This window comes from Albidovulum denitrificans (assembly GCF_002973535.1).
GTDB lineage: Bacteria > Pseudomonadota > Alphaproteobacteria > Rhodobacterales > Rhodobacteraceae > Albidovulum > Albidovulum denitrificans.
The window spans coordinates 312,655-338,325 of sequence record NZ_PVEP01000003.1; the positions used below are offsets into that span (position 1 = coordinate 312,655).

The window sequence follows — 25,671 nt, forward strand, 5'->3', positions numbered from 1 at the left end:
TCCGGGATATTGACATATCGACGGATGGCGGTATTATTCCATCATCACGGAGGATATTCTGACATGACGGACAAGGCCGGTTTCCTCGATCACCTGACCGAGACCCTGCGCGGCATCGACGCCGAAGGGCTGATGAAACGCGAACGGCTGATCCAGTCGGCGCAGGGAACGCTTATCCGTGTCGCGGGGCGCGACATGCTGAACCTGTGCGCCAACAATTATCTTGGGCTGGCGGATCATCCGGCGCTGATCGCGGCCGCGAAGGCGGCGATGGACGATCACGGCTATGGCATGGCCTCGGTCCGGTTCATCTGCGGGACGCAGGACCTGCACCGGCAGTTGGAGGAGCGGATCGCGCGGTTCCTCGGCAAGGAGGATTCCATACTCTTCGCCGCCTGTTTCGACGCCAATGGCGGCTTGTTCGAGCCGCTTCTGGGGCCGGAGGACGCGGTGGTTTCCGATGCCCTCAACCATGCCTCGATCATCGACGGCATACGGCTTTGCAAGGCCAAGCGCTATCGCTACGCCAATTCCGACATGGACGATCTTGAGGCGCAGTTGCGGCAGGCGCGCGCGGATGGCGCGCGGTTCATCATGGTCGCGACGGATGGCGTCTTTTCGATGGACGGCTATCTGGCGAAACTGCCCGAAATCGTGGCGCTGGCGGAAAAATATGGCGCGCTGACGATGGTGGACGATTGTCACGCGACAGGCTTCATGGGGCCTGAGGGACGCGGGACGCCCGCCCATGCCGGGGTCGATGTCGATATCCTCACCGGGACGCTGGGCAAGGCCCTTGGCGGGGCGCTTGGCGGCTATATCGCCGGGCCGCAGCCGGTGATCGACCTTTTGCGGCAACGGGCGCGGCCTTACCTCTTTTCCAACGCGCTGCCGCCTGCCGTCGTCGCGGCGGGTATCGCCGCCATCGACCTGATCGAGGCAGGGGACAATCTGCGCGCGCAACTGTTCGACAATGCACGCTACTGGCGCGACGGGTTGCAGGCGGCGGGCTTTACCCTGCTGCCGGGCGAACACCCGATCATCCCGGTGATGCTGGGCGAAGCGAAGCTGGCGCAAGCCATGGCGGCAGAGCTTTACGACCGGGGTGTCTATGTCTCGGGCTTTTTCTTCCCGGTGGTGCCGAAGGGGCAGGCGCGGATTCGCACGCAGATGAATGCGCGGCTGACGCGGGCGGGTCTGGATATCGCGCTTGACGCCTTTCGGGACGCGGGCAAGGCGGTGGGGGTGATCTGATGCGCAACGACATGAAGGCGCTGGCAAAGGCGAAACCGGAAACCGGGCTTTGGCTGGAACACCGCCCGGTGCCGGAGATCGGCCCGGACGACGTGCTGATCCGCATCCGCAAGACCGGGATCTGCGGCACCGACATCCATATCTGGAACTGGGACGACTGGGCGGCGCGGACGGTTCCGCTGGGCCTTGTCACGGGCCACGAATTCGCCGGTGAGATCGTGGAGATCGGGCGGAATGTCGAAGGGCTGACCATCGGCCAGCGCTGTTCCGGCGAGGGGCATCTGATCGGCAAGCAGTCGCGGCAAAGCCGGGCCGGGAAGTTTCATCTGGACCCGGCAACCCGTGGGATCGGCGTCAACGAACAGGGCGCCTTCGCGCAATACCTGCGCCTGCCCGCCTTCAACGTCGTCCCCCTGCCCGACGAGATCGACGATGAGATCGGCGCAATCCTCGACCCGCTTGGCAATGCGGTTCACACCGCGCTGTCCTTCGATCTCGTGGGCGAGGACGTGCTGATCACCGGCGCCGGCCCCATCGGCATCATGGCAGCCGCCGTCGCCCGCCATGTCGGCGCGCGGCATGTTGTGATCACCGACGTCAACCAAGACCGGCTGGACCTGGCAGCAGCGGTGACGGACGTGGTGCCGGTCAATGTCGCGAAGCAGGAGTTGAAAGAGGTCGAGGGCGCGCTTCGGATGAAGGAAGGCTTCGACGTCGGGATGGAGATGTCGGGCAATCAGGCCGCACTCGACCAGATGGTCGAAAACCTGGTGATGGGCGGGCGGATCGCGATGCTGGGCATTCCGCCGGGCAAAAGTCCCGTGGACTGGTCGCGCATCGTCTTCAAGGCGATCACGATCAAGGGCGTCTACGGCCGCGAGATCTTTGAGACCTGGTACAAGATGATCGCGATGCTGGAAAACGGTCTCGACATCCGCCGGGTCATCACCCACCGATTCAAGGCCGACGACTTCCGTGACGGGTTCGAGGTGATGCGGTCGGGCAAAAGCGGCAAGGTCGTGCTGGACTGGGGCTGACAGCCTGTTCCGTTCGGGCGCGGGATCGACTATATGATGCTGTCTTGCCGCCCGAGGATGCCCCGATGACCGATCAGACCCCGACCGCGCCCGTCACGCAAGACGTGCTGACCATTCCCCGCAAGCTGCCCGAAGGCGGCAAGGTCAATCTTGTCGGCCTGACGCGGGATCAGTTGCGCGACGCGCTGATCGCGGCGGGAACACCCGAAAAGCAGGTGAAGATGCGGCTGGGGCAGATCTGGCAATGGGTCTACCACTGGGGCGTGCGCGAGTTCGACGCGATGACGAACCTGTCGAAGGACTACCGCGCGCTTCTGGCCCAGCATTTCGAGATTGCCCTGCCCGAGGTCGTCACCCGCCAGGTCTCGGCCGATGGCACGCGGAAATACCTCCTGAAGATCGCCGGGGGCCATGAGGTCGAGATGGTCTATATCCCCGAGGAGAACCGGGGAACGCTTTGTATTTCCAGCCAGGTCGGCTGCACGCTGACCTGTTCCTTCTGCCACACCGGCACGCAAAAGCTTGTCCGCAACCTGACGGCGGGGGAAATCGTGGGGCAGTTGATGCTGGCCCGCGACGATCTGGGCGAATGGCCCGAACCCGGCGCGCCGAAGGATGAAACGCGGCTGGTGTCGAATGTCGTCCTGATGGGCATGGGGGAGCCGCTTTACAACTTCGACAACGTCCGCGACGCGATGAAGGTGGTGATGGATGGCGAAGGGCTGTCGCTGTCGCGCCGCCGGATCACGCTATCCACTTCGGGCGTGGTGCCGGAAATCGCGCGGGCGGCGGAAGAGATCGGCTGCCTTCTGGCGGTCAGCTTTCACGCCACGACGGATGAGGTGCGCGACCGGCTGGTGCCGATCAACAAGCGCTGGAACATCGAAACGCTGCTCAATACCCTGCGCGACTATCCGCGCCTTTCGAATTCCGAACGGATCACGTTCGAATATGTGATGCTGAAGGGCGTCAATGACAGCGACGCCGATGCGAAGCGTTTGGTCAAGCTGATCCGGGGCATTCCGGCCAAGATCAACCTCATCCCCTTCAACGAATGGCCCGGCGCGCCCTATGAGCGGTCGGACTGGGAGCGGATCGAGGCCTTTGCGGACATCGTCTACAAGGCGGGCTATGCCAGCCCCATCCGCACCCCGCGCGGCGAGGACATCATGGCCGCCTGCGGGCAGTTGAAATCGGCCACCGAACGCGCCCGGAAAAGCCGCGCGGAGATCGCGGCCGAGGCCGGTCTGCGCTAGGCGCGGGGCGATCGGGGCGCAGGCAACCGGCAACCACCAAATATTGTGGCTTCGACGTGACAATCCGCCCGTGGCGGACTATAAAATGCGCACAAAAACAAGGACGGGCGGGCATGACCGACGACGCGCAAACTCCGGCGGAATACGGCGCCGATTCCATCAAGGTTCTCAAAGGGTTGGAGGCCGTGCGCAAACGGCCCGGCATGTATATCGGCGATACCGATGACGGGTCCGGCCTGCACCACATGGTCTATGAGGTCGTCGACAACGGCATCGACGAGGCGTTGGCGGGTCATGCGGACTTTGTCAGGGTCCGTATCCACGCCGATGACTCCGTCTCGGTCCGCGACAACGGACGCGGGATTCCGACCGACATGCACCCGACCGAAGGCGTTTCGGCGGCCGAGGTCATCATGACCCAGCTGCACGCGGGCGGTAAGTTCGACCAGAACAGCTACAAGGTTTCCGGCGGTCTGCACGGGGTGGGCGTTTCGGTCGTCAACGCGCTGTCCGATTGGCTGGAACTACGGGTCTGGCGCAATGGCAAGGAACATTACGCCAAGTTCGAAAAGGGCGAGACGGTCGAGCCGCTGCGCGTCGTCGGCGATGCGGAGCCGGGCGAGAAAGGGACCGAGGTGCGCTTCCTCGCCTCCGCACGGACCAAAAGCCCTGAGGGGACGTTCTCGAACCTCGAATATTCGTTCAAGACGCTGGAAAACCGGCTGCGCGAACTCGCCTTCCTGAATTCCGGCGTGAAGATCATCCTTGAGGACAATCGCGGCGCCGAGTTGCAGCGCACCGAACTTTTCTACGACGGCGGTGTGCGGGAATTCGTGAAATATCTCGACCGGCACAAGACGCCCGTGATGCCCGACCCGATCTTCATCGTGGGGGAGCGCGGCGGCATCGGCGTCGAAGTGGCGATGTGGTGGAACGACAGCTACCATGAGACGGTCCTGCCCTTCACCAACAACATCCCCCAGCGCGACGGCGGCACGCATATGGCGGGCTTTCGCGGCGCGCTGACCCGGACGCTGACGAAATACGCCCAGGACAGCGGCATCGCCAAGAAGGAGAAGATCGACTTCACCGGCGACGACGCGCGCGAAGGGCTGACCTGCGTGCTGTCCGTCAAGGTGCCGGACCCGAAATTCTCATCCCAGACCAAGGACAAGCTGGTATCGTCCGAGGTGCGGCCTGCGGTCGAAAACCTTGTGAACGAAAAGCTGTCGGAGTGGTTCGAGGAGCATCCGGCCGAAGCCAAGACCATCGTCGGCAAGATCATCGAGGCGGCGCTGGCGCGCGAGGCGGCGCGCAAGGCGCGCGAACTGACGCGGCGCAAGACGGCGATGGATGTCGCCAGCCTGCCCGGCAAGCTGGCGGATTGCCAGGAAAAGGATCCGGCGCTGACCGAATTGTTCCTGGTCGAGGGGGATTCGGCCGGCGGGTCCGCCAAGCAGGGGCGGGAGCGGAAGTATCAGGCGGTTCTGCCGCTTCGGGGCAAGATCCTGAACGTTGAACGCGCGCGGTTCGACCGGATGCTGTCATCGGACCAGATCGGCACGCTCATCACCGCGCTTGGCACCGGGATCGGGCGCGATGAATTCAACATCGGCAAGCTGCGCTACCACAAGATCGTCATCATGACGGATGCGGACGTCGATGGCGCGCATATCCGCACCCTGCTTCTGACCTTCTTCTTCCGGCAGATGCCGGAGCTGATCGAAAACGGCTATCTCTACATCGCCGAGCCGCCGCTTTACAAAGTCACGCGCGGCAAGTCCGAGGTCTATCTGAAGGACCAGCCCGCGCTTGAGGATTTCCTGATCGAACAGGGGACCGACGGGGCGGTGCTGCGGCTTCAGTCCGGGGAAGAGATCAGCGGCGCCGACCTGCGCCGGGTGGTCGAAGAGGCCCGCGTGGTGCGGCGCATCCTGAACGCCTTCCCGACCCATTATCCGACCCGCATCCTGGAACAGTCCGCCATCGCGGGCGCCCTCGTTCCCGGCCGCGTCGATGCCGATGCGCAGGGCGTGGCAAGTGAGGTGGCCCGGCGTCTCGACGAGGTCGCGGTGGAATATGAACGCGGCTGGGAAGGCCGCCCGACGCAGGATCAGGGGCTGCGCTTCGCCCGCTTCCTGCGCGGCGTCGAAGAGGTGCGCACACTGGACGGTCAGATCCTGCGCTCGGGCGAGGCGCGCCGTCTGGCGACCCATACCGAGGCGCTGCGCGAGATCTATGGCAGCGCGGCGCATCTGGTCCGCAAGGACCGCGATCAGGCGATCCACGGCCCGCTCGACCTGCTGGACGCGATCCTTCAGGAAGGCGAGAAAGGCCTGACGCTTCAGCGTTACAAGGGTCTGGGGGAAATGAATCCCGATCAGCTTTGGGAAACCACGCTCGACCCCTCGGCACGGGTGCTGAACCAGGTGAAGATCGAGGATCTGGCCGAGGCCGACGACATCTTCACCAAGCTGATGGGCGACGTCGTCGAACCGCGGCGCGAGTTCATCCAGCAGAACGCGCTGAGCGTAGAGAACCTGGATTTCTGACCCGCGTCACAGGCCTCCGATAACAGGCAGCCCGGCACGCTCGGTGCCGGGCGCGGAAGTCAGGCACCGAAAACAGCCTTTTCGACCATGACGGCCCCGAACGTCCGTGCTAGGGCGGTCCCCGTGACCCTTTGACGCGCAACCACAGCGCGACCATGGCGTCACGTCGGCCCCCGGTAACACCGGGACCGGCCCGATTCGTGTCCTGTGGAGTCGCCGATGCGCATGCTCGTCTTTACTGCCTGCCTGATCGCCGGCCCCGCCATGGCCGATGTCGATACGGCGGTGACGAAGGACATCCTGCCCGCCTTCGCCCGCTTCGGCGAGGAGACGGAGGCGCTGGTCAACAGCGCGCTGGTCGATTGCCGCCCCGCCGCCCTGCGCCCCGCCTTTCAGGAAACCTTCGACGCCTGGATCGCGATAAGCCCGTTTCAGTTCGGCCCCCTGGCCGACAGGGGCCGCAACCTTGCCATCGCGCTTTGGCCCGACAATGGCGACATGGTGGGCAAGACCGTCGTCGGGCTTGTCGCGGCGAAGGACCCGGCGGTCGACAGCGAAAGCGGGTTCGCCAAGGTCACGGTCGCCGGGCGCGGTCTGTTCGCGCTTGAACGGCTGCTTTATGATGAGACGCTTTCGGACTACGGGCGCAACGACTATGCCTGCCACCTGACGCTTGCCATTGCCGCCGACCTGAACCGGGTGGCGCGCGACATGAACGCGGAATGGCCGGGCCATGCGAAAAGCCTGACGACGGCGGGCGCGGCGGGGAATGAGGTTTATCCCGACAAAAGCGCGGCGCGCGAGGCGCTCTTCACCGCGCTCTTCACCGGCCTCGATTTCACCAAGACCCAGCGTCTTAGCCGCCCGATGGGGACCTTCGAGGCCCCGCGCCCTGACCTGGCCGAGGCGCGGCGGTCGGGGCGGTCGATGCGCAATGTCGTTCTGTCGCTGAAGGCCTTGCGGCAGTTGGCGATGGACCTTGCCACCGGCCCGGTTCCGCGCAGCGAAGCCGCGTTCGACGTGGCGATCGGCTATGCCGAGGGTCTGGACGACCCCGACATGTCCGGCGCGGCGGACCCGACCGGGCGGCTGAAGCTTGAGATCCTGCAACAGAAGATCGCCCGCATTCAGGATGCCGTCGCGGCCGAGATCGGTGCCGATCTGGGCACGGCGTCGCAGTAGGGTCCCCCCGACGCGCCGCGTCGTCTGGTATCTGCTCCCCCGGCCCGATAGCATCGCCGGACGCGGCGCGAAGGGGGACGGGTGCAGACACTGGCAGATGAGAAACGGCGGCGCCTGTCCGGGGCCGTTTTGATGTGCGCCGGTGTTGCCTGCCTCAGCACCAATGACGCGCTGGCCAAGACGCTGACGGCCCATTACGCACCGTTCCAGATCATGTTCCTGCGCAACCTGATCGCGCTGCCCGTCGCGGTGGTGATCGCGCTGGTTCTGGGCGGGCCGTCCGCGCTTCTGTCCCGCCGACCCATGGCGCATCTTCTGCGCGGGTTCCTCTGGGTCGCGGCGACGTTCCTGTTCTTCACCAGCCTCAAACATCTTGGCCTTGCCGAGGCGACGGCGCTGATCTTCGTGGCCCCGCTTTTCATCACCGCGATCTCCGCCCTCTTCCTGCGCGAAGAGGTCGGCTGGCGGCGCTGGCTTGCCGTCATCGTCGGGTTTATCGGGGTGCTGATCGTGATCCGTCCGGGGGGCGCTGCGTTTCAGGCGGTCTCTCTCCTGCCGGTCGCGACGGCGCTGGTCTATGCGTTTCTGATGCTGGGCTCGCGGCTGGTCGATCCGCGCGAAAGCATCTGGACGCTGCTTTTGTACCTGACCGGAACCGGCGCGCTTCTCAGCGGGGTTCTGGTACCGTTCGTCTGGCTACCGGTCCGGGCCGAGGATGTATGGCTTTTCGTTTCCATCGCGCTTTTCGGAACGGCAGGCATGACGATGATTTCCCAGGCCTTCCGGCTTGCCCCCGCAACGCTGGTTGCGCCGCTGGATTACACCGCGCTGATCTGGGCGACGGCTTTCGGCTGGCTGATCTGGGCCGAGGTGCCTGACAGCGCGACCTACCTTGGCGCCGCGATCATCATCGCAAGCGGCGTGGTCGTGATCCTGCGGGAAAGCCGCGCCGGTTAGATTTTCGCGGCCAACAGGGCGGTGTTAACCCTTCCTTCACCATGGAGCGCGACGCTTGGGCCATGCCCGCACACTCCGCCTTTCACGAAGCGCCCCTGCCCCTCTTTGACGCCGATGAGGCGGCCGGGTTGCCGCTGCCGGGGGTGCGGCTTCCCTCCTATATCCGCGACCACCGGCAACGGCTTCGCGCCCGCTTCATGCAGGGCGGTGCCGCCGCGATGCCCGATTATGAACTGCTGGAACTTGTCCTCTTCCGCGCCATTCCGCGTCAGGATGTCAAACCTCTGGCTCACGCGCTTTTGCAACGGTTCGGGGACTTCAACCGGGTCCTGTCCGCCCCGGCGGAGCGGTTGAAAGAGATCAAGGGGGCCGGTGACGCCGTCGTTCAGGAACTCAAGATCGTCGAGGCGGCCGCCCATCGCCTTGCCCGCGCGAAGGTGATGCACCGGCCGGTGCTGTCCTCATGGGACCAGCTTCTCGACTATTGCCGCAGCGCCATGGCGCATCGCGAGACGGAGCAGTTCCGGGTGCTGTACCTCGACCGCAAGAACGTTTTGATCGCGGATGAGGAACAGGCGCGCGGCACCGTGGATCACGTTCCCGTCTACCCGCGCGAGGTCATCAAGCGGGCGCTGGAAATCACCGCAAGCGCGCTGATTCTGGTCCACAACCATCCATCGGGGGACCCCACGCCTTCGCCGCAGGACATCGAGATCACGGCGCGGATCTGTGACGCGGCCGAGACGATGGGGATCGTCGTTCACGACCACCTCATCATCGGCAAGACCCGCGATCTCAGCTTCCGGTCCGAGGGGCTTTTGTAAGCCCGTCAGTCGCGCGAGGCGACGGTCAGCGGGCCATCCCAGCCCGGCAGCGGCGCGACGACAAAATCACCGATCGCATCGCATCCCGGCATGGCCTGAACGAAGGTTTCATTCATCCCCGGCTTGCCGCCTTCCATCGTGACGAACCGGGCGCGCAGCGTGGTGCCGCAGTTGGCCTCGGTCGTCGTCGCCTCGGCCTCGACCGCGACGGTGTTGGCCGTGTCGGCGGCGGTGAAGACCTCGGCCAGCATCGGCCTGTCAAGCGACGGATCGCCCAGCACCACAAGCGTTGCGCCACCGGTCAGGCCCGCGTCGCCCGGACGGTTGGCGGAGAAAAAGCCCTCGGCGCCATAGGCCGCGCCGTCCTGATAAAGGTTCAGGCCCAGATCGGCGCCGCCCGAAATGGCGATGCGCCGCATGCGGTCCAGATCGGCCACCCGGCGTTCGAAGGTGAGCGTTTCACCGTCGCCGAAGCTGGCGGTCACCTTGGCGTCGGTCGCCATCACCGGAATGGTGACGTTGACCATGCCTGCTGCATCCGTCATCAGCGCGAAGCTTAGCCCGGCATGGTCGAAGACCACCCGTTCCTCGGGGTGGCAGGGCGCCGAAAGTGCCGCTTTCAGCGTGCCAGAGGCGCCAAGGCTTAGCGTCAGGGCCGGGGCGCCGCAGGGAATGCCAAAGACCGTATAGCTTTTGTCGGCATCCGTTTCGGGGCGCTTGTAGTCATCCGCGACCGCATCCATCCGGGCCGCAAGAAGGACGCCGGATTTCAGCTCACCCACCGCGACGGCGGGGAAATCGGGCAGTGCATCGGTCGATACCTGCGCGACCTGCGGCCCGGCAATCTCGGCCATCTTCGGCTGCGCGGCGACGGGCGCGACGCTGGCGACGATGGTCCCGGCCGGTTTGGGGGCCGAGACGAAGACGCCGCGCAGGGCTGCCCCGATCTCATGCGTGTTCTGCATCACATGGCCTGTCGCGGCGGCAAGGAAGAAGGTTGCGCCGGCCATCAGGATTCTGCGTTTCATTGGAAGACTCACCCCCCGGAAAACTTTACCTTTTGTTCAGGATTAGCGAACGATCGGGGCATGATCGGGGCTGAGACATGACAATTCGGAATCCGAATTCGTCCAGACAGCCACAGAATTTGGGGGGATGCGGGTCAATCCCCCGCTAGATACGCGAAACGCCGGGGCCAACACTGGCCCCGGCGTCACAATGCTGACACCATTTTGCTCTGCCCGCCGACTCAGGCGAGGCGGCCGTGGCAGTGCTTGAACTTCTCGCCCGATCCGCAGGGGCAGGGATCGTTCCGTCCCGGATTGCCCCAGGTCGCCTGATCTGCCGGATCGAAGCCCTCGACCAGGGGTTTGCGCGCATCGCCCTCGGCCAATGCCGCGGCGGCGGCGGCTTCCAGAATCTGTTCCGGCGCGTCCGGCTGCTGCGCCATCTGCGCGACCATCTGCTGTTGTTCTTCCTCGGTCAGCGGACGCACCCGCGCCAGCTTCTGCGTCACGTCGATGCGCAGGCTGTCGAGCATATGTTCGAAAAGCGCGAAGGCCTCGGTCTTGTATTCCGCCAGCGGGTCGCGCTGCGCATAGCCACGGAACCCGATGACCGAGCGCAGATGTTCCAGCGTCACGAGGTGTTCGCGCCACTTGCCGTCGATCGTCTGAAGCAGGAACTGCTTTTCGATCTGGCGCATCATCTCCGGCCCGAAGGCTTCGGTCTTCTCGGCGATCATCGCATCGCTGGCGTCACAGAGACGTTCGCGCACGACCTCCTGATCCACGCCTTCCTCGGCGGCCCAGGCCGCCAGCGGCGGGTCAAGCGCCAGCTTGTCGCGCGTCTCGGCCAGAAGCCCTTCGGTGTTCCACTGATCCGCGTAGCTTTTCGGCGGCAGGTAGGTATCGACGAGGTCGTCGATCACCTGATGACGCATGTCGCCGGTGATATCCTCAAGATCCTCGGTCTGCATGATCTCAAGCCGCTGGCTGAAGATCACCTTGCGCTGATCATTCATCACGTCGTCGAACTTCAGAAGCTGCTTGCGGATGTCGAAGTTGCGCCCTTCGACCTTCGCCTGCGCGCGTTCAAGCGACTTGTTGACCCAAGGGTGGATGATCGCCTCGCCTTCCTTCATGCCCAGCGAGGACAGCACCTTGTCCAGCCGGTCGGATCCGAAGATCCGCATCAGGTCGTCTTCAAGGCTGAGGAAGAAGGTGGAGCGGCCGGGGTCGCCCTGACGGCCTGAGCGGCCGCGCAGCTGGTTGTCGATGCGGCGGCTTTCGTGGCGTTCGGTCGAAAGGACGAAAAGACCGCCCGCCTCGATCACCTTCTGCTTTTCCTCGGCATGCTGCGCCTCGATCCGCGCGCGGACGTCGTCGGGGTTGGCGTCGGGATTGGCGGCGAGTTCCTCAAGCACCTTCATCTCGACATTGCCGCCAAGCTGGATGTCGGTACCGCGCCCGGCCATGTTGGTCGCGATGGTGACGGCGCCGATCCGGCCGGCATCGGCGACGATCTTCGCCTCCTGCTCATGCTGGCGGGCGTTGAGGACGTTATGCGCGACGCCTTCCTTGGTCAGCATCGCCGACAGTTCCTCGGACTTCTCGATCGAGGTGGTGCCGACGAGGACCGGCTGCCCTTTTTCATGCGCCTTATGGATACGCTTCATCACGGCGTCGAGCTTTTCGCGCGCCGTGCGATAGACCTGATCGTGGTCGTCCTTGCGCGCGACGGGGCGGTTGGTCGGCACTTCGACGACGCCCAGCTTGTAGATGTCCATGAATTCGTCGGCCTCGGTCGCGGCGGTGCCGGTCATGCCCGAAAGCGTGTTGTAGAGGCGGAAGTAGTTCTGGAACGTCACCGAGGCGAGGGTGACGTTCTCCGGCTGGATCTTGACGCCTTCCTTGGCCTCGATGGCCTGATGCAACCCGTCCGACAGGCGGCGGCCCTGCATCATCCGGCCGGTGAATTCGTCGATCAGCATGATCTCGCCGTCGCGGACGATGTAGTGCTGGTCCTTGTGGAACATCGTATGCGCGCGAAGCGCCTGCGTGGCGTGGTGAACGATGGTCGTCGATTCCGGGTCGTACAGCGTCTGGCCTTCCGGCAGGACGCCCGCTTCCTGAAGCCGCTGTTCCAGAACCTCGTTGCCTTCCTCGGTGAAGGTCGCGTTACGCGCTTTTTCGTCGATCTTGTAATGCTCGGCCGTCAGGTTCGGGATGAACTGGTTCAGCGTCACGTAAAGGTCCGACCGGTCCTGGCTTGGCCCCGAGATGATCAGAGGGGTCCGCGCCTCGTCGATGAGGATGGAGTCGACCTCGTCCACGATGGCGAAGTTATGCCCGCGCTGCATCATCTCCTCGATCGAACCACGCATGTTGTCGCGCAGGTAGTCGAAGCCGAGTTCGTTGTTCGTGGCATAGGTCACGTCGGCGCGATAGGCCTCGCGCTTTTCCTCGGGCGGCTGGTAGGGGTAGACGACACCCACCGTCATGCCGAGCTGTTCAAAGACCTTGCCCATCCATTCCGCATCGCGCCGGGCGAGGTAGTCGTTGACCGTGACGACATGCACGCCCTTGCCGGTCAGCGCGTTCAGATAGGCCGGGAAGGTGGCGACGAGGGTCTTGCCCTCACCCGTCTTCATCTCGGCGATATTGCCCTGATGCAGGAAGATCCCGCCCATAAGCTGCACGTCGAAGGCGCGCAGGCCCAACGCGCGGCGCGCGGCCTCACGGCAGTTGGCGAAGGCTTCGGGCAGGATGGCGTTCAAATCCTCCCCCTCCTGCGCGCGTTTGGAAAGCGCGTGGGTGCGGTGCTTGATCTCATCGTCGCTCAGCGCCTCGAATTCAGGCTCAAGGGCGTTGATCTTGGCTACCAGCGGGCGGATCGATTTCACCTTGCGGTCGTTCGGGGTTCCGAAGACCTTCTTCGCGATAGTACCGATACCCAGCATGTTTTCTCCGCTCGGCTTACCCATGACGGTTTCGTGTGAAAGGCGGCCTTGCCGCGCCTTTGCGCCTTGCCTAGAACGGCTGCGAAACAACGGACGGCACGGTCTTCACAGGACCAACCGCGATGTAAGGGCCTGCCGCCAGATAGTCAACGCCGTGGGGTCCCACGGCCCAAACAGGAGCATCCTGATGCGGAATATGACACTTCTTCCGGCGCTTTTCGCCGCTGCGGTCCTTGTCGGGACCATGGCGCGGGCCGAAGACCCGACCGCCGACACGGTGGTCGCCACCGTCAACGGGACCGACATCACGCTTGGCCAGATGATCGCTCTGCGCGACACGCTGCCCGCACAATACCTGCAACTGGACGACAAGACGCTGTTCGACGGCATCCTTGACCAGCTTGTCCAGCAGACGGCCCTAGCCGCCGACGCGAAGCCCACGAAGAAGGATGAGCTGACGCTGCAAAACCAGCGCATGGGCTATCTGGCGGGGACCGTGCTTGAAGCGACGGCTGAAGGCGCGATCAGCGACGACGCGCTGAAGGCGGCCTATGACGCAAAATACGGCACCACGGACCCGGCGAAGGAATTCCACGCGGCCCATATCCTTGTTCCGACCGAGGATGAGGCGAAGGCGATCAAGGCCGAACTGGACGGCGGCGCCGATTTCGCCACCGTGGCCAAGGAAAAGTCGACCGGCCCGTCGGGCCCCAATGGCGGCGATCTTGGCTGGTTCTCGGCGGGCATGATGGTCAAGCCGTTCGAGGACGCGGTGATGGCGCTTGCGGTGGATCAGGTCTCTGACCCGGTGCAGACCGAATTCGGCTGGCATGTCATCAAGCTTTATGAGACCCGCGACGCCTCGGTGCCGACGCTGGACGAGGCCAAGGACGAACTGACCGGCGATCTGCGGCAAAAGGCCGTGGAAGCCCGCGTGAAGGAGGTCACCGATACCGCGAAGGTCGAAAAGATGACTGACGGGATTGATCCCGCCGTTATCAAGAGCGACAAGATATTCGACAACTGATCACCGGCTCGGAGGCGTCGCTATGGCCAAGAAGGACAAGGACTGGAAGGCCGAGGCGAAAGCCCTCCGCGGACGGGTGAAGAAACTGCGCACCAGGCTGCGCGAAAAGGCCGGGATGGGCGGGACGGAGAAGAAGGCCAAGGCGCCCAATCCCGTTTCGCCCCTCGCCCCCAAGGGCGGTTTCCCGGCGTTGCCGGTCATCGCCGGGGTGGACTTCGCCGCCGTCGAGGCGGGTGTGCGTTATGCCAACCGCAAGGACGTGATGCTGGTCCGGCTTGCGCCCGGTACGGCGATCGCCGGGGCCTTTACCCGGTCTTCGACCCGCGCCGCCTGCGTTCTGGACTGCCAGGCGAAGCTGAAGGGCAAGGTGGATGACACCAGCGGCGCGGCGATCCTTGTGAACTCAGGCAATGCCAACGCCTTTACCGGCGCGGCCGGTCAGACCTCGGTCGATCAGGTGACCGGGGCGGTGGCGGATGCGCTTGGCGTACCGGCAACGCGGGTCTTTTCGTCTTCGACCGGCGTCATCGGGGAACCGCTGCCGCATGACCGGATCATCGCGAAGATCGGCGAACTGACCGCGGCGCTCGATCCCGGCGGGATCGAGATGGCAGCCCGCGCGATCATGACGACCGACACCTTCCCCAAGGGCGCGATGGCCGAGGTGGAAGGCGACGGTGGCACCATCCGTATCGCCGGGATCGCCAAAGGCTCGGGCATGATCGCGCCGGATATGGCGACGATGCTGGTCTATATCTTCACCGACGCGAAGATCGCCGCGCCCGCGCTTCAAAAGCTTCTGTCGCGCAATGTCGATGAGACGTTCAACGCGATCACCGTCGACAGCGACACCTCCACTTCGGACGCGCTGATCCTTGCGGCGACCGGGCAAAGCAAGGCCGCGCCGATTACCGATCTGCGGTCGGCCACGGCGCGGGCCTTTGATGCGGGCCTGCGCGCGGTGATGATGGATCTTGCCCATCAGGTGATCCGCGACGGCGAAGGGGCGACGAAATTCGTCGAGATTCGCGTGACCGGCGCCGCTGATGCCGCCGATGCGCGTCGCGTGGCCATGTCCATCGCCAATTCACCGCTGGTGAAGACGGCCATCGCCGGGCAGGACCCGAACTGGGGCCGGATCGTCGCGGCGGTCGGCAAATCCGGCGCGAAGGCCGACCGCGACCGGCTGACCATCCGTTTCGGCGATATCTTGGTGGCCGAGAAGGGCTGGCGGTCGCCCGATTACCGGGAAGAGGATGGCGCGTCCTACATGAAACAGGAAGACCTTGTGATCGCGGTCGATCTTGGCATCGGCAAGGGCGCGCGCACCGTCTGGACCTGCGACCTGACGCATCGCTACATCGACATCAACGCCGACTATCGGTCGTGAAGACGGTCCTGGTTTCCGCCGTCGCGCTGATCGACGCCGATGGGCGGGTTCTTCTGGCCCAGCGGCCAGAGGGCAAGTCGCTTGCCGGATTGTGGGAATTTCCGGGTGGCAAGGTTGAGCCCGGCGAGACGCCCGAAGTGGCGCTGATCCGTGAGTTGCATGAGGAGCTGGGCATCGACACCTGGAAAAGCTGCCTCGCGCCGCTGACCTTCGCGAGCCACAGTTACGAGGATTTTCACCTTCTGATGCCGCTTTTCGCCTGCCGCCGGTGGCAGGGTATTGTGCGGGCGCAAGAGGGGCAGAAACTGGCCTGGGTGCGCGCGCGCGACCTTGCCAGCTACCCGATGCCACCCGCCGATATTCCGCTTATTCCCGTCCTGCGGGACTGGCTCTGAACCGATCGTTGCAGTTTTGCAACCGCCAGTTGCGGAAAAATCTTGCCGCAGGGGCCGTCGCACGACAATATTGTTTCCATGTTCAAAAAACTGTGTCAAAACTATGAGCATGTGATTTGCCGAGTGTTAAGGGTTGGAGGAGTAAGTTAGGCACCGCAGTTGGGGAGATTTGCGATGCTACGGACCATCACTCTTGGAAGCTGTGTCTCCGTTCAGGGAATCTTCGAACGGCAGCTTGAAAACGGAAAGATACTCGTCAGGGTTGGCAGCCTTTTGTTCGAGGGCTTTCCGGTGACAAAAAAGGCCGCCTGAGGTTTCAGGCGGCCCTTTTTTTCGTGCTGTCGGCAGGCCGTTGGCCTGCCTTTTCTATGTCAGCTTGCGCTCGACTTCCTCGCGCTCGAAGATCTCGATCACGTCGCCGGGGCGGATGTCCTCGTAGTTCTCGAAGGCCATGCCGCATTCCTGGCCGGACTGCACTTCCTTCACTTCGTCCTTGAATCTCTTGAGGGTTTTCAGCGTCCCCTCGTGGATCACGACGTTGTCGCGCAGAAGCCGCACACCGGCGGAGCGCCGCGCCACACCTTCGGTGACAAGACAGCCCGCGACCTTGCCGACGCCAGAGACCTTGAAGACCTCCTTGATCTCGGCATAGCCGATGAAGTTCTCGCGGATCTCGGCCGACAGAAGGCCCGACGCCGCCGCCTTCACGTCATCGACCAGATCATAGATGACCGAGTAATAGCGGATCTCGACACCCTTCTGGTTGGCCGCGGTCCGGGCCGGTGCATTGGCGCGGACGTTGAAGCCGATGACGGGCGCCTGGCTGGCCTCGGCCAGGCCGATATCCGATTCCGTGATCGCGCCGACACCGTAATGGAGAACCCGGACACGCACTTCGTCGTTTCCGATTTTTTCCATAGCCTGAACAATCGCCTCGGCAGAGCCCTGCACATCGGCCTTCACCACGATCGGAAGCTCGGCGACATTCTCATCCGCCTTGGCCTTCGCCATGAGCTGTTCCAGCGTCGTCGCGGCACCGGCAGCGGCGCGCTTGTCCTTCGCGGCCTGCTCGCGGTAATCCGCGATCTCCCGCGCCTGCGCCTCGGTCTCGACGACGTTCAGCACGTCGCCCGCCTCGGGTGTGCCATTCAGGCCCAGAACCTCGACCGGAACCGAAGGCCCGGCCTCCTGCACGCGGTCGCCCTTGTCGTTGAGCAGCGCGCGGACCTTGCCCCACTGCTCGCCCACGACGAAGATGTCGCCCTGTTTCAGCGTGCCGTTCTGCACCAGAACGGTCGCCACCGGGCCACGGCCGACATCCAGCTTCGCCTCGATCACGGCGCCCATCGCGGCGCGCTTCGGGTTGGCCTTCAGTTCGAGGATCTCCGCCTGAAGCGCGATCGCCTCAAGCAGTTCATCAAGGCCCTGGCCGGTCGTGGCCGACACCTCGACATCCTGCACGTCGCCCGACATCGCCTCGACCACGACTTCGTGCTGGAGAAGGTCGGTCCGCACCTTCTGCGGATTGGCGGTCGGCTTGTCGATCTTGTTGATCGCCACGATCATCGGCACCTTCGCCGCCTTGGCGTGGTTGATCGCCTCGACCGTCTGCGGCATCACCGCATCGTCGGCGGCGACCACCAGAACCACGATATCCGTCACCTGCGCGCCGCGGGCGCGCATGGAGGTGAAGGCGGCGTGGCCCGGCGTGTCGAGGAAGGACAGAACCGCACCGCTTTCGGTCGTCACCTGATAGGCGCCGATGTGCTGGGTGATGCCGCCCGCCTCGCCCGAGACGACGTTGGCGTGACGGATCGCGTCGAGAAGCGAGGTCTTGCCGTGGTCGACGTGGCCCATGATCGTCACGATCGGCGGGCGCGATTGCAGGTCCTCGGCCTTGTCCTCGACCGTGTCGATGACCTGTTCCACGTCGGCGTCCGAAACGCGCACGGCGTGGTGGCCGAATTCCTCGATGATAAGCTCGGCCGTGTCGGCGTCGATGGGCTGGTTCATGTTGACCATCATACCCATTTTCATCAGCGCCTTGACCACGTCGGCGGCCCGTTCAGCCATCCGGTTGGCAAGCTCCTGCACCACGATGGTTTCCGGCAGCTGCACATCGCGCACCTGCTTTTCGGCCTTGTGGCCCATGCCCATCGCCTTCTGGCGCGCCTTTTCCTGCTTGCGCTTCATCGCGGCGAGCGAGCGTTGACGCCCACCTTCACCGGACAGCGCCTCGGACAGGGTCAGCTTGCCGGCGCGGCGGTTTTCGTCGCGCCCGCCACGGCCGCCACGGGTGTCGCGCTCGGGGCTGCGGTTGTCACGCTCACGGTCGGTCTTGCGCGGCCCGCCGACGGGCACGCCCTTGGTCTCGGCGCGCGCGGCGGCGGCCTGCGCGGCGGCCTGGTCGACGGCGGGCTTGGCCGCTGCCGGTTTCTTGAATTCTTCCTTGCGCGCGGCGCGCGCCTCGGCCTCTTCGGCACGGCGGGCGTCTTCTTCGGCCTTGGCCTTCAGCGCCTCTTCGCGCTCCCGCTCATCGCGTTCCTTGGCCTCGGCCTCGGCGCGGCGGCGCTCCCGCTCTTCCTCGCGCTGGCGTTCTTCCTCGGCGCGGCGCTCGGCCTCTTCGGCCTCACGCGCCTTGGCGGCCTGAAGCGCTTTCAGGCGGCGTTCCATTTCGGCATCGGAAATGCCTGCGGGGCGGCGCGAGGGATCGCCAAGACCCGACGACCCGGCCCCACCCGTGCCAGAGGGCGCACCCGGTTTGGGAACGACGACGCGCTTGCGCTTCGTCTCGACCACGACGTTCTTGGTACGCCCGTGGCTGAAGCTCTGCTTCACCTGACCGGAACGCCCGCCACCGAGACCGAGAGGTTTCTTGCCGTCTGTTTCGCTCATGCCGATTACAATTCCTTCCCGGCGGCGGATCCGCCGTTTTTCGCTCTGAGGCCCGAAAGCTTCGCCGCCTCCTCTACAACACGCGCGGAGAGTCTGCCAGCGGCAAGCGCGCCATGTATCACACTATCGCGGCCAAAGGCCAGCCCAAGCTCTGCCGAGGTCAGGCAGCCGAACCAGCGCCCGCCTTCGGGTGTCCAGAGTTTGCCTTTTCCGCGCTCCGATCCGTCCGAAGCCTGAAGAAGGACCCGCGCCTTTCCGTCGGCGAGCCAGCCCTTCACCTTCTCGAATCCGGCGACCGCACCGCCCGCCTTGCGCGCCAGCGAGACGAGTTCCACGACCCGCTTCGCCTGACCGCGTTCGACCATCTCGTCTAGATCCTCGGGCGCCTGCACCGGCGCCTTGGCGGCGCGGGAAAACAGACCCTTCGCCGCGGCCTTGCGGATCAGGTCGCGATCGGCCGTCACCCAGATGCCCCGCCCCGGCAGCTTGCCCGCGAGGTCGGGAACCACGATGCCCTCAGGGCCGACGACAAAGCGGATGAGTCCCGCCTTCGGCTGCACATCGCCGGTGACGATGCAGCGCCGTTCGGGTTCATCCCCTGCCTTGTCGCGTCCCCCTCGGGTCATATGCAGCTCCTCCGAGGCCCATATCAGGCCTCGGCCTCCTCGTCGGTTTCGGTTTCCTCGGCGACCTCAAGCTCTGCCGGGTCGACCCAGCCAAGCTGGATGCGCGCCGTCATGACCAGATGCTGGGCTTCCTCAAGGCTCATCTCGAACTTCTCAAGGATGCCTTCGTCCTTCACACGCTCGCCGTTGACCGTGGTCCAGCCACCGGCCAGTTCCCAGTCGGCACAGGTCGCGAAGTCCTCAAGCGTCTTCACGTCGTCCATGGCCAGCGCCTCGATCATCTGCGGGGTCAGCCCTTCGAAACCGACAAGGCTATCCTCAACGCCCAACTCGCGCGCATGTTCCAGCGCCTTGCGGTTTTGTTCCTCGATCACGTCGCGGGCGCGGGCCTGAAGCTCTTCCGCCGTCGCCTCGTCCACGCCTTCGATGGACAGAAGCTCGTCCAGATCGACATAGGCGACCTCTTCGAGGTTGGTGAAGCCTTCGGAGACCAGAAGCTGGGCGAAGAATTCGTCCAGGTCCAGCGCGTCCATGAACAGTTTCGTCCGCTCGGCGAATTCGGCCTGACGGCGCTGGCTTTCTTCCTCTTCGGTGAGGATGTCGATGTCGAGGCCGGTCAGTTGCGAGGCAAGGCGGACGTTCTGGCCACGGCGGCCGATGGCAAGCGACAGCTGCTCATCGGGGACCACGACCTCGATCTTGCCCGCCTCTTCGTCGATGACGACCTTGGCCACCTCGGCCGGTTGCAGCGCGTTCACGAGGAAGGTCGCCTGATCCTCATTCCACGGAATGATGTCGATCTTCTCGCCCTGAAGCTCATTCACCACCGCCTGCACGCGGCTGCCGCGCATACCGACGCAGGCACCGACCGGGTCGATGGAATTGTCATAGGAAATGACGCCGATCTTGGCGCGGCTGCCGGGGTCGCGGGCGACGGCCTTGATCTCGATGATGCCGTCATAGATCTCCGGCACTTCCATCTTGAAGAGTTCCGCCATGAATTGCGGATCGGTCCGCGACAGGAAGACCTGCGGGCCGCGCGGCTCACGGCGCACGTCCTTGATGTAGCAGCGGATGCGGTCGTTCGGGCGATAGCTTTCGCGGCCGATCTTCTCGTTCCGGCGCAGGATCGCCTCGCCCCGGCCGATATCGACGATGATGTTGCCGTATTCCTCGCGCTTGACCACGCCGTTGATGATCGTGCCTTTCCGGTCCTTGAATTCCTCGAACTGGCGGTCGCGCTCTGCCTCGCGCACCTTTTGCAGGATGACCTGCTTGGCCGATTGCGCCGCGATCCGGCCAAGGTCCACCGGCGGAACCTCATCCACGATCTCGTCACCGATCTGCGGATCGGCGAGGTATTGCTTGGCCTGCGCGGCGGTCAGTTCCGCCTGATAGTTCTCGACCGCGTCATCCTCGACGACGGTACGGACGCGGGTGAATGTCGCGCGGCCGGTCTTGCGGTCGATCGACACGCGGATGTCCATTTCGGCGCCGTAGCGCGACTTCGCGGCACGGGCGAGGCTTTCCTCCATCGCCTGAACGACCAGTTCCGGGTCGATCATCTTTTCCCGCGCGACCGCCTCGGCGGTCTGGAGAAGCTCAAGCTGGTTGGCAGAGGTAATCGCCATTCATTCCTCCTCGGAAGTGTCTTCTTCAATCTCGTCGAACGCGGCTTCGTCCACGGCTTCCGTGGCCTTCTTCTGCCGCAGCATCTCGGCGATCAGCTCATCCGTCAGGACCAGCTTCGCATCGGCCAGCCAGTCGAACTTCAGCCCGATGGTGCCTTCGTCAATCTCGATCAGGACCTCATCGCCCTCGGTTCCGGCGATCCGGCCCTTGAAGCGTTTGCGCCCGTCGATCAGTTCCGAGGTTTCGATCCGCGCCTCATAGCCGTCCCAGGCCTCGAAATCCTTCATCCGGGTCAGGGGCCGGTCGATACCGGGAGAGGAAACCTCAAGGTTGTAGGCGTCCTCGATCGGGTCCTCGACATCAAGAATCGCCGACACCGCGACCGAGATCTTGCCGCAATCGTCCACGTCGATCCCGCCCTCGGGCCGGTCCGCCATGATCTGAAGCGTCTTGGTGTTGCCGCCCATCAGCCGGATGCGCACAAGTTCGAACCCCAGACCTTCGATGGTCGGGGTCACGATCTCGGCCAGGCGGCGGTCGATGGCGGTTTTGGCGATAAGGTCGGTCATGGTCCAAGCAACAAAAAACGGGCCGTGCGGCCCGTCGATCTTTCCCGGTGGGCTGCGAGTTTGGACCCCGCAGCGCCGCTGTTGAAAGCGATATAGGCCAACGCCCCCGAGTCTGCAAGCACCGAGTGCGGCGGCCTTTCACTCCGCGTTGTTGCGCCAGATCCAGAGGTTCAGCGCCGCCGCGAGGGAAAGCCAGACGAGATAGGGCAGAAGCAGCCCCCCCGCCCAGGCGTCGAGCGCCCAGAAGACCGGGATCATCGCAAGCACGGTCAGCCAGAGAAGCCCGATGATGACCGCCCCCGCCCCGATCCGGTGCGCGCCGAAGAAGACCGGGGTCCAGAGCGCGTTCAGCGCGATCTGTAGCGACCAAAGCGCCAGCGCCGTGCCGCTTCCGGCCAAGCCCGCCACCCGTGCCGCCGCCAGCGCGATCAGCAGGTAAAGTGTCGTCCAGGCGACCGGAAAGGCCCAGCGCGGGGGTGTCCAACCCGGCTTTTTCAGCGTGTCGTACCAGTGCCCCGGCGGGAACATCACCCCGGTCGCCGCCGCCGCCCCGCAGGCCGCCAGGAAGATCGGGAACTGCCCGCCAAACATGATCGCCACCCCCCACCGGTTTCGGGTCTTGGCTAAACCCGCCGGGGGCTGCCGGGTTCCCTGGCTTCGCGCGATCTGAGCCTTGCAATCAGGCCCGCAGGGGGCTAAATGGCCCGTCAGTGCCGCCTTAGCTCAGTTGGTTAGAGCACCAGATTGTGGATCTGGGGGTCCCCCGTTCGAGCCGGGGAGGCGGTACCACCCTTCTAGACACCGCCAAGGTCGCTTTCATAGACCCGCTCGTCGGATGCGAGGTCCGCGGATTTGCCGTGCAGGACGACCTCGCCAGCCTCAAGCACATAGCCGTAATCAGAGCTTTCAAGCGCTGCCAGGGCGTTTTGCTCGACCAGCAGGATCGCAACGCCGTCGTCGCGCAGGCCGCGCACGATCGCAAGGATCTCTTCCACGATCAGCGGCGCAAGGCCCAGGCTGGGTTCGTCCAGCATCAGAACGCGCGGTTCGGACATAAGCGCGCGGCCGAGTGCCGGCATCTGACGCTCTCCCCCGGACAGGGTCTCCGCCCGCTGCGACCGGCGCTCGGCAAGGCGGGGGAACCGCTCGTAGACGTGATCCCGTTGCCGGGTGCGCACCGCACGGGATTCGCGGCGGGCGTATGACCCCAGAAGCAGGTTGTCCAGCACGCTCATCTCGCCAAACAGCTCGCGCGTTTCCGGAACAAGGCAGAGGCCCAGGACGACGCGATCCTCAACCCCCGCCCCGTCGAGAGGGGCCCCGTCGAACCTGATCCGGCCGCGCGAGGGCAAAAGCCCGATTGCCGCCGCCAGCAGGGTGCTTTTGCCCGCCCCGTTCGGGCCGATGACCGACACGATCTGCCCCTCATCAAGGTGCAGCGAGACGCCCTGCACGGCCTCGACCTTTCCGTAGCAGACATGCAGATCGTCGATCTCCAGCAGCGCCTTCATGCCGAATCCCCCAGATAGGCCGCCCGGACCCCCGTATCGGCCCGCGCCGCCTGCGGGGCCCCCTCGAACAGCTTGGTACCGAAGTTCATCACCACCAGCCGGTCCACCAGCTTCATCACGAAATCCATGTCGTGTTCGACTATCATGATGGTTACGCCCTCGTCCCGCAGGCCGTTCAGCAGATCGGCCAGCGCCTTCTTTTCGGGTTTCCGCAGGTCGGCGGCGGATTCGTCGAGGATAAGCAACAGCGGATCGGCGGCCAGGGCGCGCGCGATCTCGATCAGGCGCTGCGTTCCCAAGGGCATGGAGCCTGCCGTTTCCAGGTCCCGCCCGGCCAATCCGATGCGCGCGATCTGTTTGCGTGCTTCGGCGTAGTTCCGGGCCTCCTCTTCATGGTCAAGGCCCAGCCCCCGCGCAGGACCCCGCACCTGCCGCGCGCATGTGCGCCCAGCGCCACTTTGTCCAGCACAGTCATATTCGGGCGCAGTTTCACATGCTGAAAGGTGCGCGCCATGCCCATCAGCGCAATCTCCCGCTGTGTCCGGTGGGTGATGTCCTACCCCAGGAACTCCACCCGGCCCGCGGACAGCTCCAGCGTTCCGGTCATCAGGTTGAACATCGTGGACTTGCCCGCACCGTTGGGGCCGATCAGGCCGACCATCTCCCCGGCGCGGATGTCAAAACTGACCTCGTTGACCGCGACCAGCCCCTTGAATCGCTTTACCACCCCGTCAACCGTCAGCAATGCCGCGCCTTTCCCAAGCGCGTTTCGCCTGGGGAGCGGGGCGGTCATTGCCGTGGCGGGGATATCTGCGTGGCCGTGCCGCATGGATCCCGGCCGGACCTTCTGCAAAAGCGAGAGGGCGCCCCCGCGCGCATGTTGCAGCAGCACGATGAACAGCCCCGCGAAGACCACGGACTGAATTTGCGCAGCGTGATCGGAGACCAGCGGCAGAATGTCTTGCAGCAAGTTCTTCAACGCCAGCACGACGCCCGCCCCGGCAACCGCCCCGACCAACTGCCCCATGCCGCCGACGACCATCATGAACATATATTCGATACCCGCATGAAGCGAGAAGGGGGCGGGGCTGACAAAGCGGTTCACATGGGCATAAAGCCACCCCGACAGTGCCGCCACATCGGCGTTTGTGGCGGACCGGATCATGCCGTCGGCAAGGTTCAGGTCATCCGCCGGGCAGCCAAGCTTTTCCGCTGCCGCCGCGATGATCTGCGCCCGCGCCTGACGCGCGGCGCGCAGCATCGCATTCCAGTCGAATTTCTTGTCGGTAAAGCGCCCGGTATGGGCCAGAAGGTCCTGGGCGAGGGCCGATTGTGCTGTCATCTTCGCTGCCTTTCCTGTTGCGCGATGTGGTGTCCGGTAGGGTTTACGGCTAGCAAAGAGGTGTTTTGTATTCTATACGTCGTTTTATGGATAAAACTACGACACCGCATCGCCCCCTCGATCCCGCCGAGGACCGCTATCTGGTTCCGGGGCTGATCCGGGGTCTTCAGGCGCTGACGGCCTTCACGCCCGAGCGGCGCGAGATGTCGCTGTCCGAGATCGCGCGCGAGATCGGGCTAAGCCGTTCGGCCGCGTTTCGCTGTGTCTATACGCTGACGCAGATGGGCTATCTGCTGCACGACGAGGCGCACAAGACCTACACGCTTGGCCCTGCGGTGATGCGACTTGGCTTCGGCTATCTGGCCACGCGCGAATTGGTGGAAATCGCCCTGCCCGAGCTGGAGCGGCTGCGCGACGAAACCGACTGGTCTACGCATCTGGGTATCCGCGACGGGTCGCTGGTTCTTTATATGCTGCGCCTGCCCAGCCGTCTGGGGTTGGGAAGCATCGTACATACAGGAAGCCGCCTGCCCGCCGCCAATACGACCATGGGGCGGGTGCTGCTGGCCGATCTGGACGAAGAAACGCTGGTCGCCCTCTACCGCGAGGACGGCAAGGCGCGCGGCCCCCGCCACGCCAGCCCGAACATGGCCGCGCTCATGGCGCAATGGCGCAAGGACAAATCGGCAGAGGTCATTACCCAGATCGGTTCGTTCGAGGCGGGGATCACCTCGGTCGCAGCGCCGCTGCGCGACATGTCGGGCAAGGTGATTGCCGCGATCAACGCGACCAGCGCCACCAAGGGCGACGACACCGTCGCCCCCGCCATCTGCCGCGCCGTCGGAGAGGCCGCCGCGCGGATTTCCTACCTGCTGGGGAATAGCTGAGGCGACACTTTCAAACGCTGACCTACTCTCCGTGGCGTGTCCTGACCTGCTCCCCTTAGAGTCCGCGTTTATAAGTTAGCTCTGTTCAGGGTTTGGTCCTCTTCTGACCGTTTGTGATACTCCCGCGGGGTGAGCCCGTCGAGACTCGAGTGCGGGCGGTGATGGTTGTAGTCGTCGCGCCATGCCGCAATCAAATGGCGGGCATGGCGCAGGTTGGGGAACAGGTGCTCGTTTAGGCACTCGTCCCGCAGGCGGCCGTTGAAGCTTTCCACGAAGCCGTTCTGCATGGGCTTACCCGGTGCGATGTAATGCCATTCCACTTGGCGATCCTCCTGCCATTTCAGCATCGCGTTCGAGGTCAGCTCGGTTCCGTT

Annotated in this window: 22 protein-coding genes and 1 tRNA gene; 12 read left to right on the top strand and 11 right to left on the bottom strand. The window is 64.5% G+C overall.

The features are described 5' to 3' along the window. The first annotated feature begins 63 nt into the window (after nt 1–63). The 7 genes from LX70_RS10305 (at nt 64) to radC (ending at nt 9,062) form a co-directional block, all read left to right on the top strand. Entirely contained in the window at nt 64–1,254 is a 1,191-nt protein-coding gene (locus tag LX70_RS10305) for a glycine C-acetyltransferase (protein ID WP_105514678.1), read from the top strand. Nucleotides 1,255–1,265: 11 nt separating this feature from the next. Then, a complete protein-coding gene (gene tdh, locus LX70_RS10310; RefSeq protein WP_211301695.1) occupies nt 1,266–2,291 on the top strand; it encodes an L-threonine 3-dehydrogenase in 1,026 nt (341 codons plus the stop codon). 65 nt (nt 2,292–2,356) lie between these two features. Continuing rightward, nucleotides 2,357–3,547 (top strand): dual-specificity RNA methyltransferase RlmN, encoded by a 1,191-nt coding sequence (rlmN, locus tag LX70_RS10315; RefSeq protein ID WP_105514680.1) that lies wholly within the window; start codon nt 2,357–2,359, stop codon nt 3,545–3,547. Nucleotides 3,548–3,660: 113 nt separating this feature from the next. Next, the gene (gyrB, locus tag LX70_RS10320) at nt 3,661–6,099 is read left to right on the top strand and encodes a DNA topoisomerase (ATP-hydrolyzing) subunit B (protein WP_105514681.1); all 2,439 of its coding nucleotides are present in this window, start codon (nt 3,661–3,663) and stop codon (nt 6,097–6,099) included. 219 nt (nt 6,100–6,318) lie between these two features. Further along, complete coding sequence (locus LX70_RS10325) at nt 6,319–7,281, top strand: imelysin family protein (protein WP_105514682.1); 963 nt, start codon at nt 6,319–6,321, stop codon at nt 7,279–7,281. 81 nt (nt 7,282–7,362) lie between these two features. Continuing rightward, the gene (locus tag LX70_RS10330; protein WP_281260440.1) at nt 7,363–8,238 is read left to right on the top strand and encodes a DMT family transporter; all 876 of its coding nucleotides are present in this window, start codon (nt 7,363–7,365) and stop codon (nt 8,236–8,238) included. A gap of 62 nt (nt 8,239–8,300) precedes the next feature. Continuing rightward, nucleotides 8,301–9,062: a RadC family protein gene (radC, locus tag LX70_RS10335; protein ID WP_105514722.1), complete on the top strand. Its 762-nt coding sequence runs from the start codon at nt 8,301–8,303 to the stop codon at nt 9,060–9,062. Between the two features lie 5 nt (nt 9,063–9,067). Here radC and LX70_RS10340 read toward each other — a convergent pair whose 3' ends face one another. Then, on the bottom strand, nt 9,068–10,090 hold the full coding sequence (locus LX70_RS10340) for a hypothetical protein (RefSeq protein WP_105514684.1): 1,023 nt from the start codon (nt 10,088–10,090) through the stop codon (nt 9,068–9,070). 221 nt (nt 10,091–10,311) lie between these two features. Next, nucleotides 10,312–13,023, bottom strand: a complete 2,712-nt coding sequence (gene secA, locus LX70_RS10345) for a preprotein translocase subunit SecA (RefSeq protein WP_105514685.1) — start codon at nt 13,021–13,023, stop codon at nt 10,312–10,314. Between the two features lie 187 nt (nt 13,024–13,210). Here secA and LX70_RS10350 point away from each other — a divergent pair, with 187 nt between their 5' ends. From LX70_RS10350 to LX70_RS10360, 3 genes are read left to right on the top strand one after another with little or no spacing between them, the layout of a single operon-like run. Next, on the top strand, nt 13,211–14,050 hold the full coding sequence (locus tag LX70_RS10350) for a peptidylprolyl isomerase (RefSeq protein WP_105514686.1): 840 nt from the start codon (nt 13,211–13,213) through the stop codon (nt 14,048–14,050). 22 nt (nt 14,051–14,072) lie between these two features. Continuing rightward, complete coding sequence (gene argJ, locus LX70_RS10355; protein WP_105514687.1) at nt 14,073–15,440, top strand: bifunctional glutamate N-acetyltransferase/amino-acid acetyltransferase ArgJ; 1,368 nt, start codon at nt 14,073–14,075, stop codon at nt 15,438–15,440. Beyond that, nucleotides 15,437–15,835 carry a (deoxy)nucleoside triphosphate pyrophosphohydrolase gene (locus LX70_RS10360; RefSeq protein ID WP_105514688.1) on the top strand — a complete coding sequence of 133 codons (399 nt, stop codon included), beginning with the start codon at nt 15,437–15,439 and terminating at the stop codon, nt 15,833–15,835. The genes argJ and LX70_RS10360 overlap by 4 nt, the downstream gene beginning before the upstream one ends. A 366-nt stretch (nt 15,836–16,201) precedes the next feature. Here the strand turns inward: LX70_RS10360 and infB are convergent, their stop codons facing one another. The 5 genes from infB to tspO all read right to left on the bottom strand — a co-directional run bounded on the left by infB (nt 16,202) and on the right by tspO (nt 22,148). Beyond that, on the bottom strand, nt 16,202–18,730 hold the full coding sequence (gene infB, locus LX70_RS10365; RefSeq protein WP_105514689.1) for a translation initiation factor IF-2: 2,529 nt from the start codon (nt 18,728–18,730) through the stop codon (nt 16,202–16,204). Between the two features lie 5 nt (nt 18,731–18,735). Then, nucleotides 18,736–19,356: an RNA-binding protein gene (locus LX70_RS10370; RefSeq protein ID WP_105514690.1), complete on the bottom strand. Its 621-nt coding sequence runs from the start codon at nt 19,354–19,356 to the stop codon at nt 18,736–18,738. 23 nt (nt 19,357–19,379) lie between these two features. Next, a complete protein-coding gene (gene nusA, locus LX70_RS10375) occupies nt 19,380–20,987 on the bottom strand; it encodes a transcription termination factor NusA (RefSeq protein ID WP_105514691.1) in 1,608 nt (535 codons plus the stop codon). Beyond that, nucleotides 20,988–21,557: a ribosome maturation factor RimP gene (gene rimP, locus LX70_RS10380; protein WP_105514692.1), complete on the bottom strand. Its 570-nt coding sequence runs from the start codon at nt 21,555–21,557 to the stop codon at nt 20,988–20,990. 138 nt (nt 21,558–21,695) lie between these two features. Next, nucleotides 21,696–22,148: a tryptophan-rich sensory protein TspO gene (gene tspO / locus LX70_RS10385; protein WP_105514693.1), complete on the bottom strand. Its 453-nt coding sequence runs from the start codon at nt 22,146–22,148 to the stop codon at nt 21,696–21,698. A 121-nt stretch (nt 22,149–22,269) separates the two neighbouring features. Between tspO and LX70_RS10390 the strand changes: the two genes are divergently transcribed. Next, nucleotides 22,270–22,346, top strand: a tRNA-His gene (locus tag LX70_RS10390). A 5-nt stretch (nt 22,347–22,351) separates the two neighbouring features. Here LX70_RS10390 and LX70_RS10395 read toward each other — a convergent pair. The 3 genes from LX70_RS10395 to LX70_RS20860 all read right to left on the bottom strand — a co-directional run bounded on the left by LX70_RS10395 (nt 22,352) and on the right by LX70_RS20860 (nt 24,410). Next, nucleotides 22,352–23,068 carry an ABC transporter ATP-binding protein gene (locus LX70_RS10395; protein ID WP_105514694.1) on the bottom strand — a complete coding sequence of 239 codons (717 nt, stop codon included), beginning with the start codon at nt 23,066–23,068 and terminating at the stop codon, nt 22,352–22,354. Continuing rightward, nucleotides 23,065–23,496 carry an ATP-binding cassette domain-containing protein gene (locus tag LX70_RS20855; RefSeq protein ID WP_211301691.1) on the bottom strand — a complete coding sequence of 144 codons (432 nt, stop codon included), beginning with the start codon at nt 23,494–23,496 and terminating at the stop codon, nt 23,065–23,067. Before LX70_RS20855 ends, LX70_RS10395 begins: the two co-directional genes overlap by 4 nt. Before the next feature lie 128 nt (nt 23,497–23,624). Then, nucleotides 23,625–24,410 (bottom strand): ATP-binding cassette domain-containing protein, encoded by a 786-nt coding sequence (locus LX70_RS20860; protein WP_211301692.1) that lies wholly within the window; start codon nt 24,408–24,410, stop codon nt 23,625–23,627. A gap of 86 nt (nt 24,411–24,496) precedes the next feature. On the opposite strand from LX70_RS20860, the gene LX70_RS10405 reads away from it, so the two are divergent. Then, nucleotides 24,497–25,297, top strand: coding sequence for an IclR family transcriptional regulator (locus LX70_RS10405; RefSeq protein ID WP_105514695.1), 801 nt, complete (start codon nt 24,497–24,499; stop codon nt 25,295–25,297). A gap of 68 nt (nt 25,298–25,365) precedes the next feature. On the opposite strand, the gene LX70_RS10410 is transcribed toward LX70_RS10405, so the two are convergent. Further along, the coding region (locus LX70_RS10410; protein WP_146111580.1) for an integrase core domain-containing protein at nt 25,366–25,671 on the bottom strand (306 nt) is incomplete at its 5' end.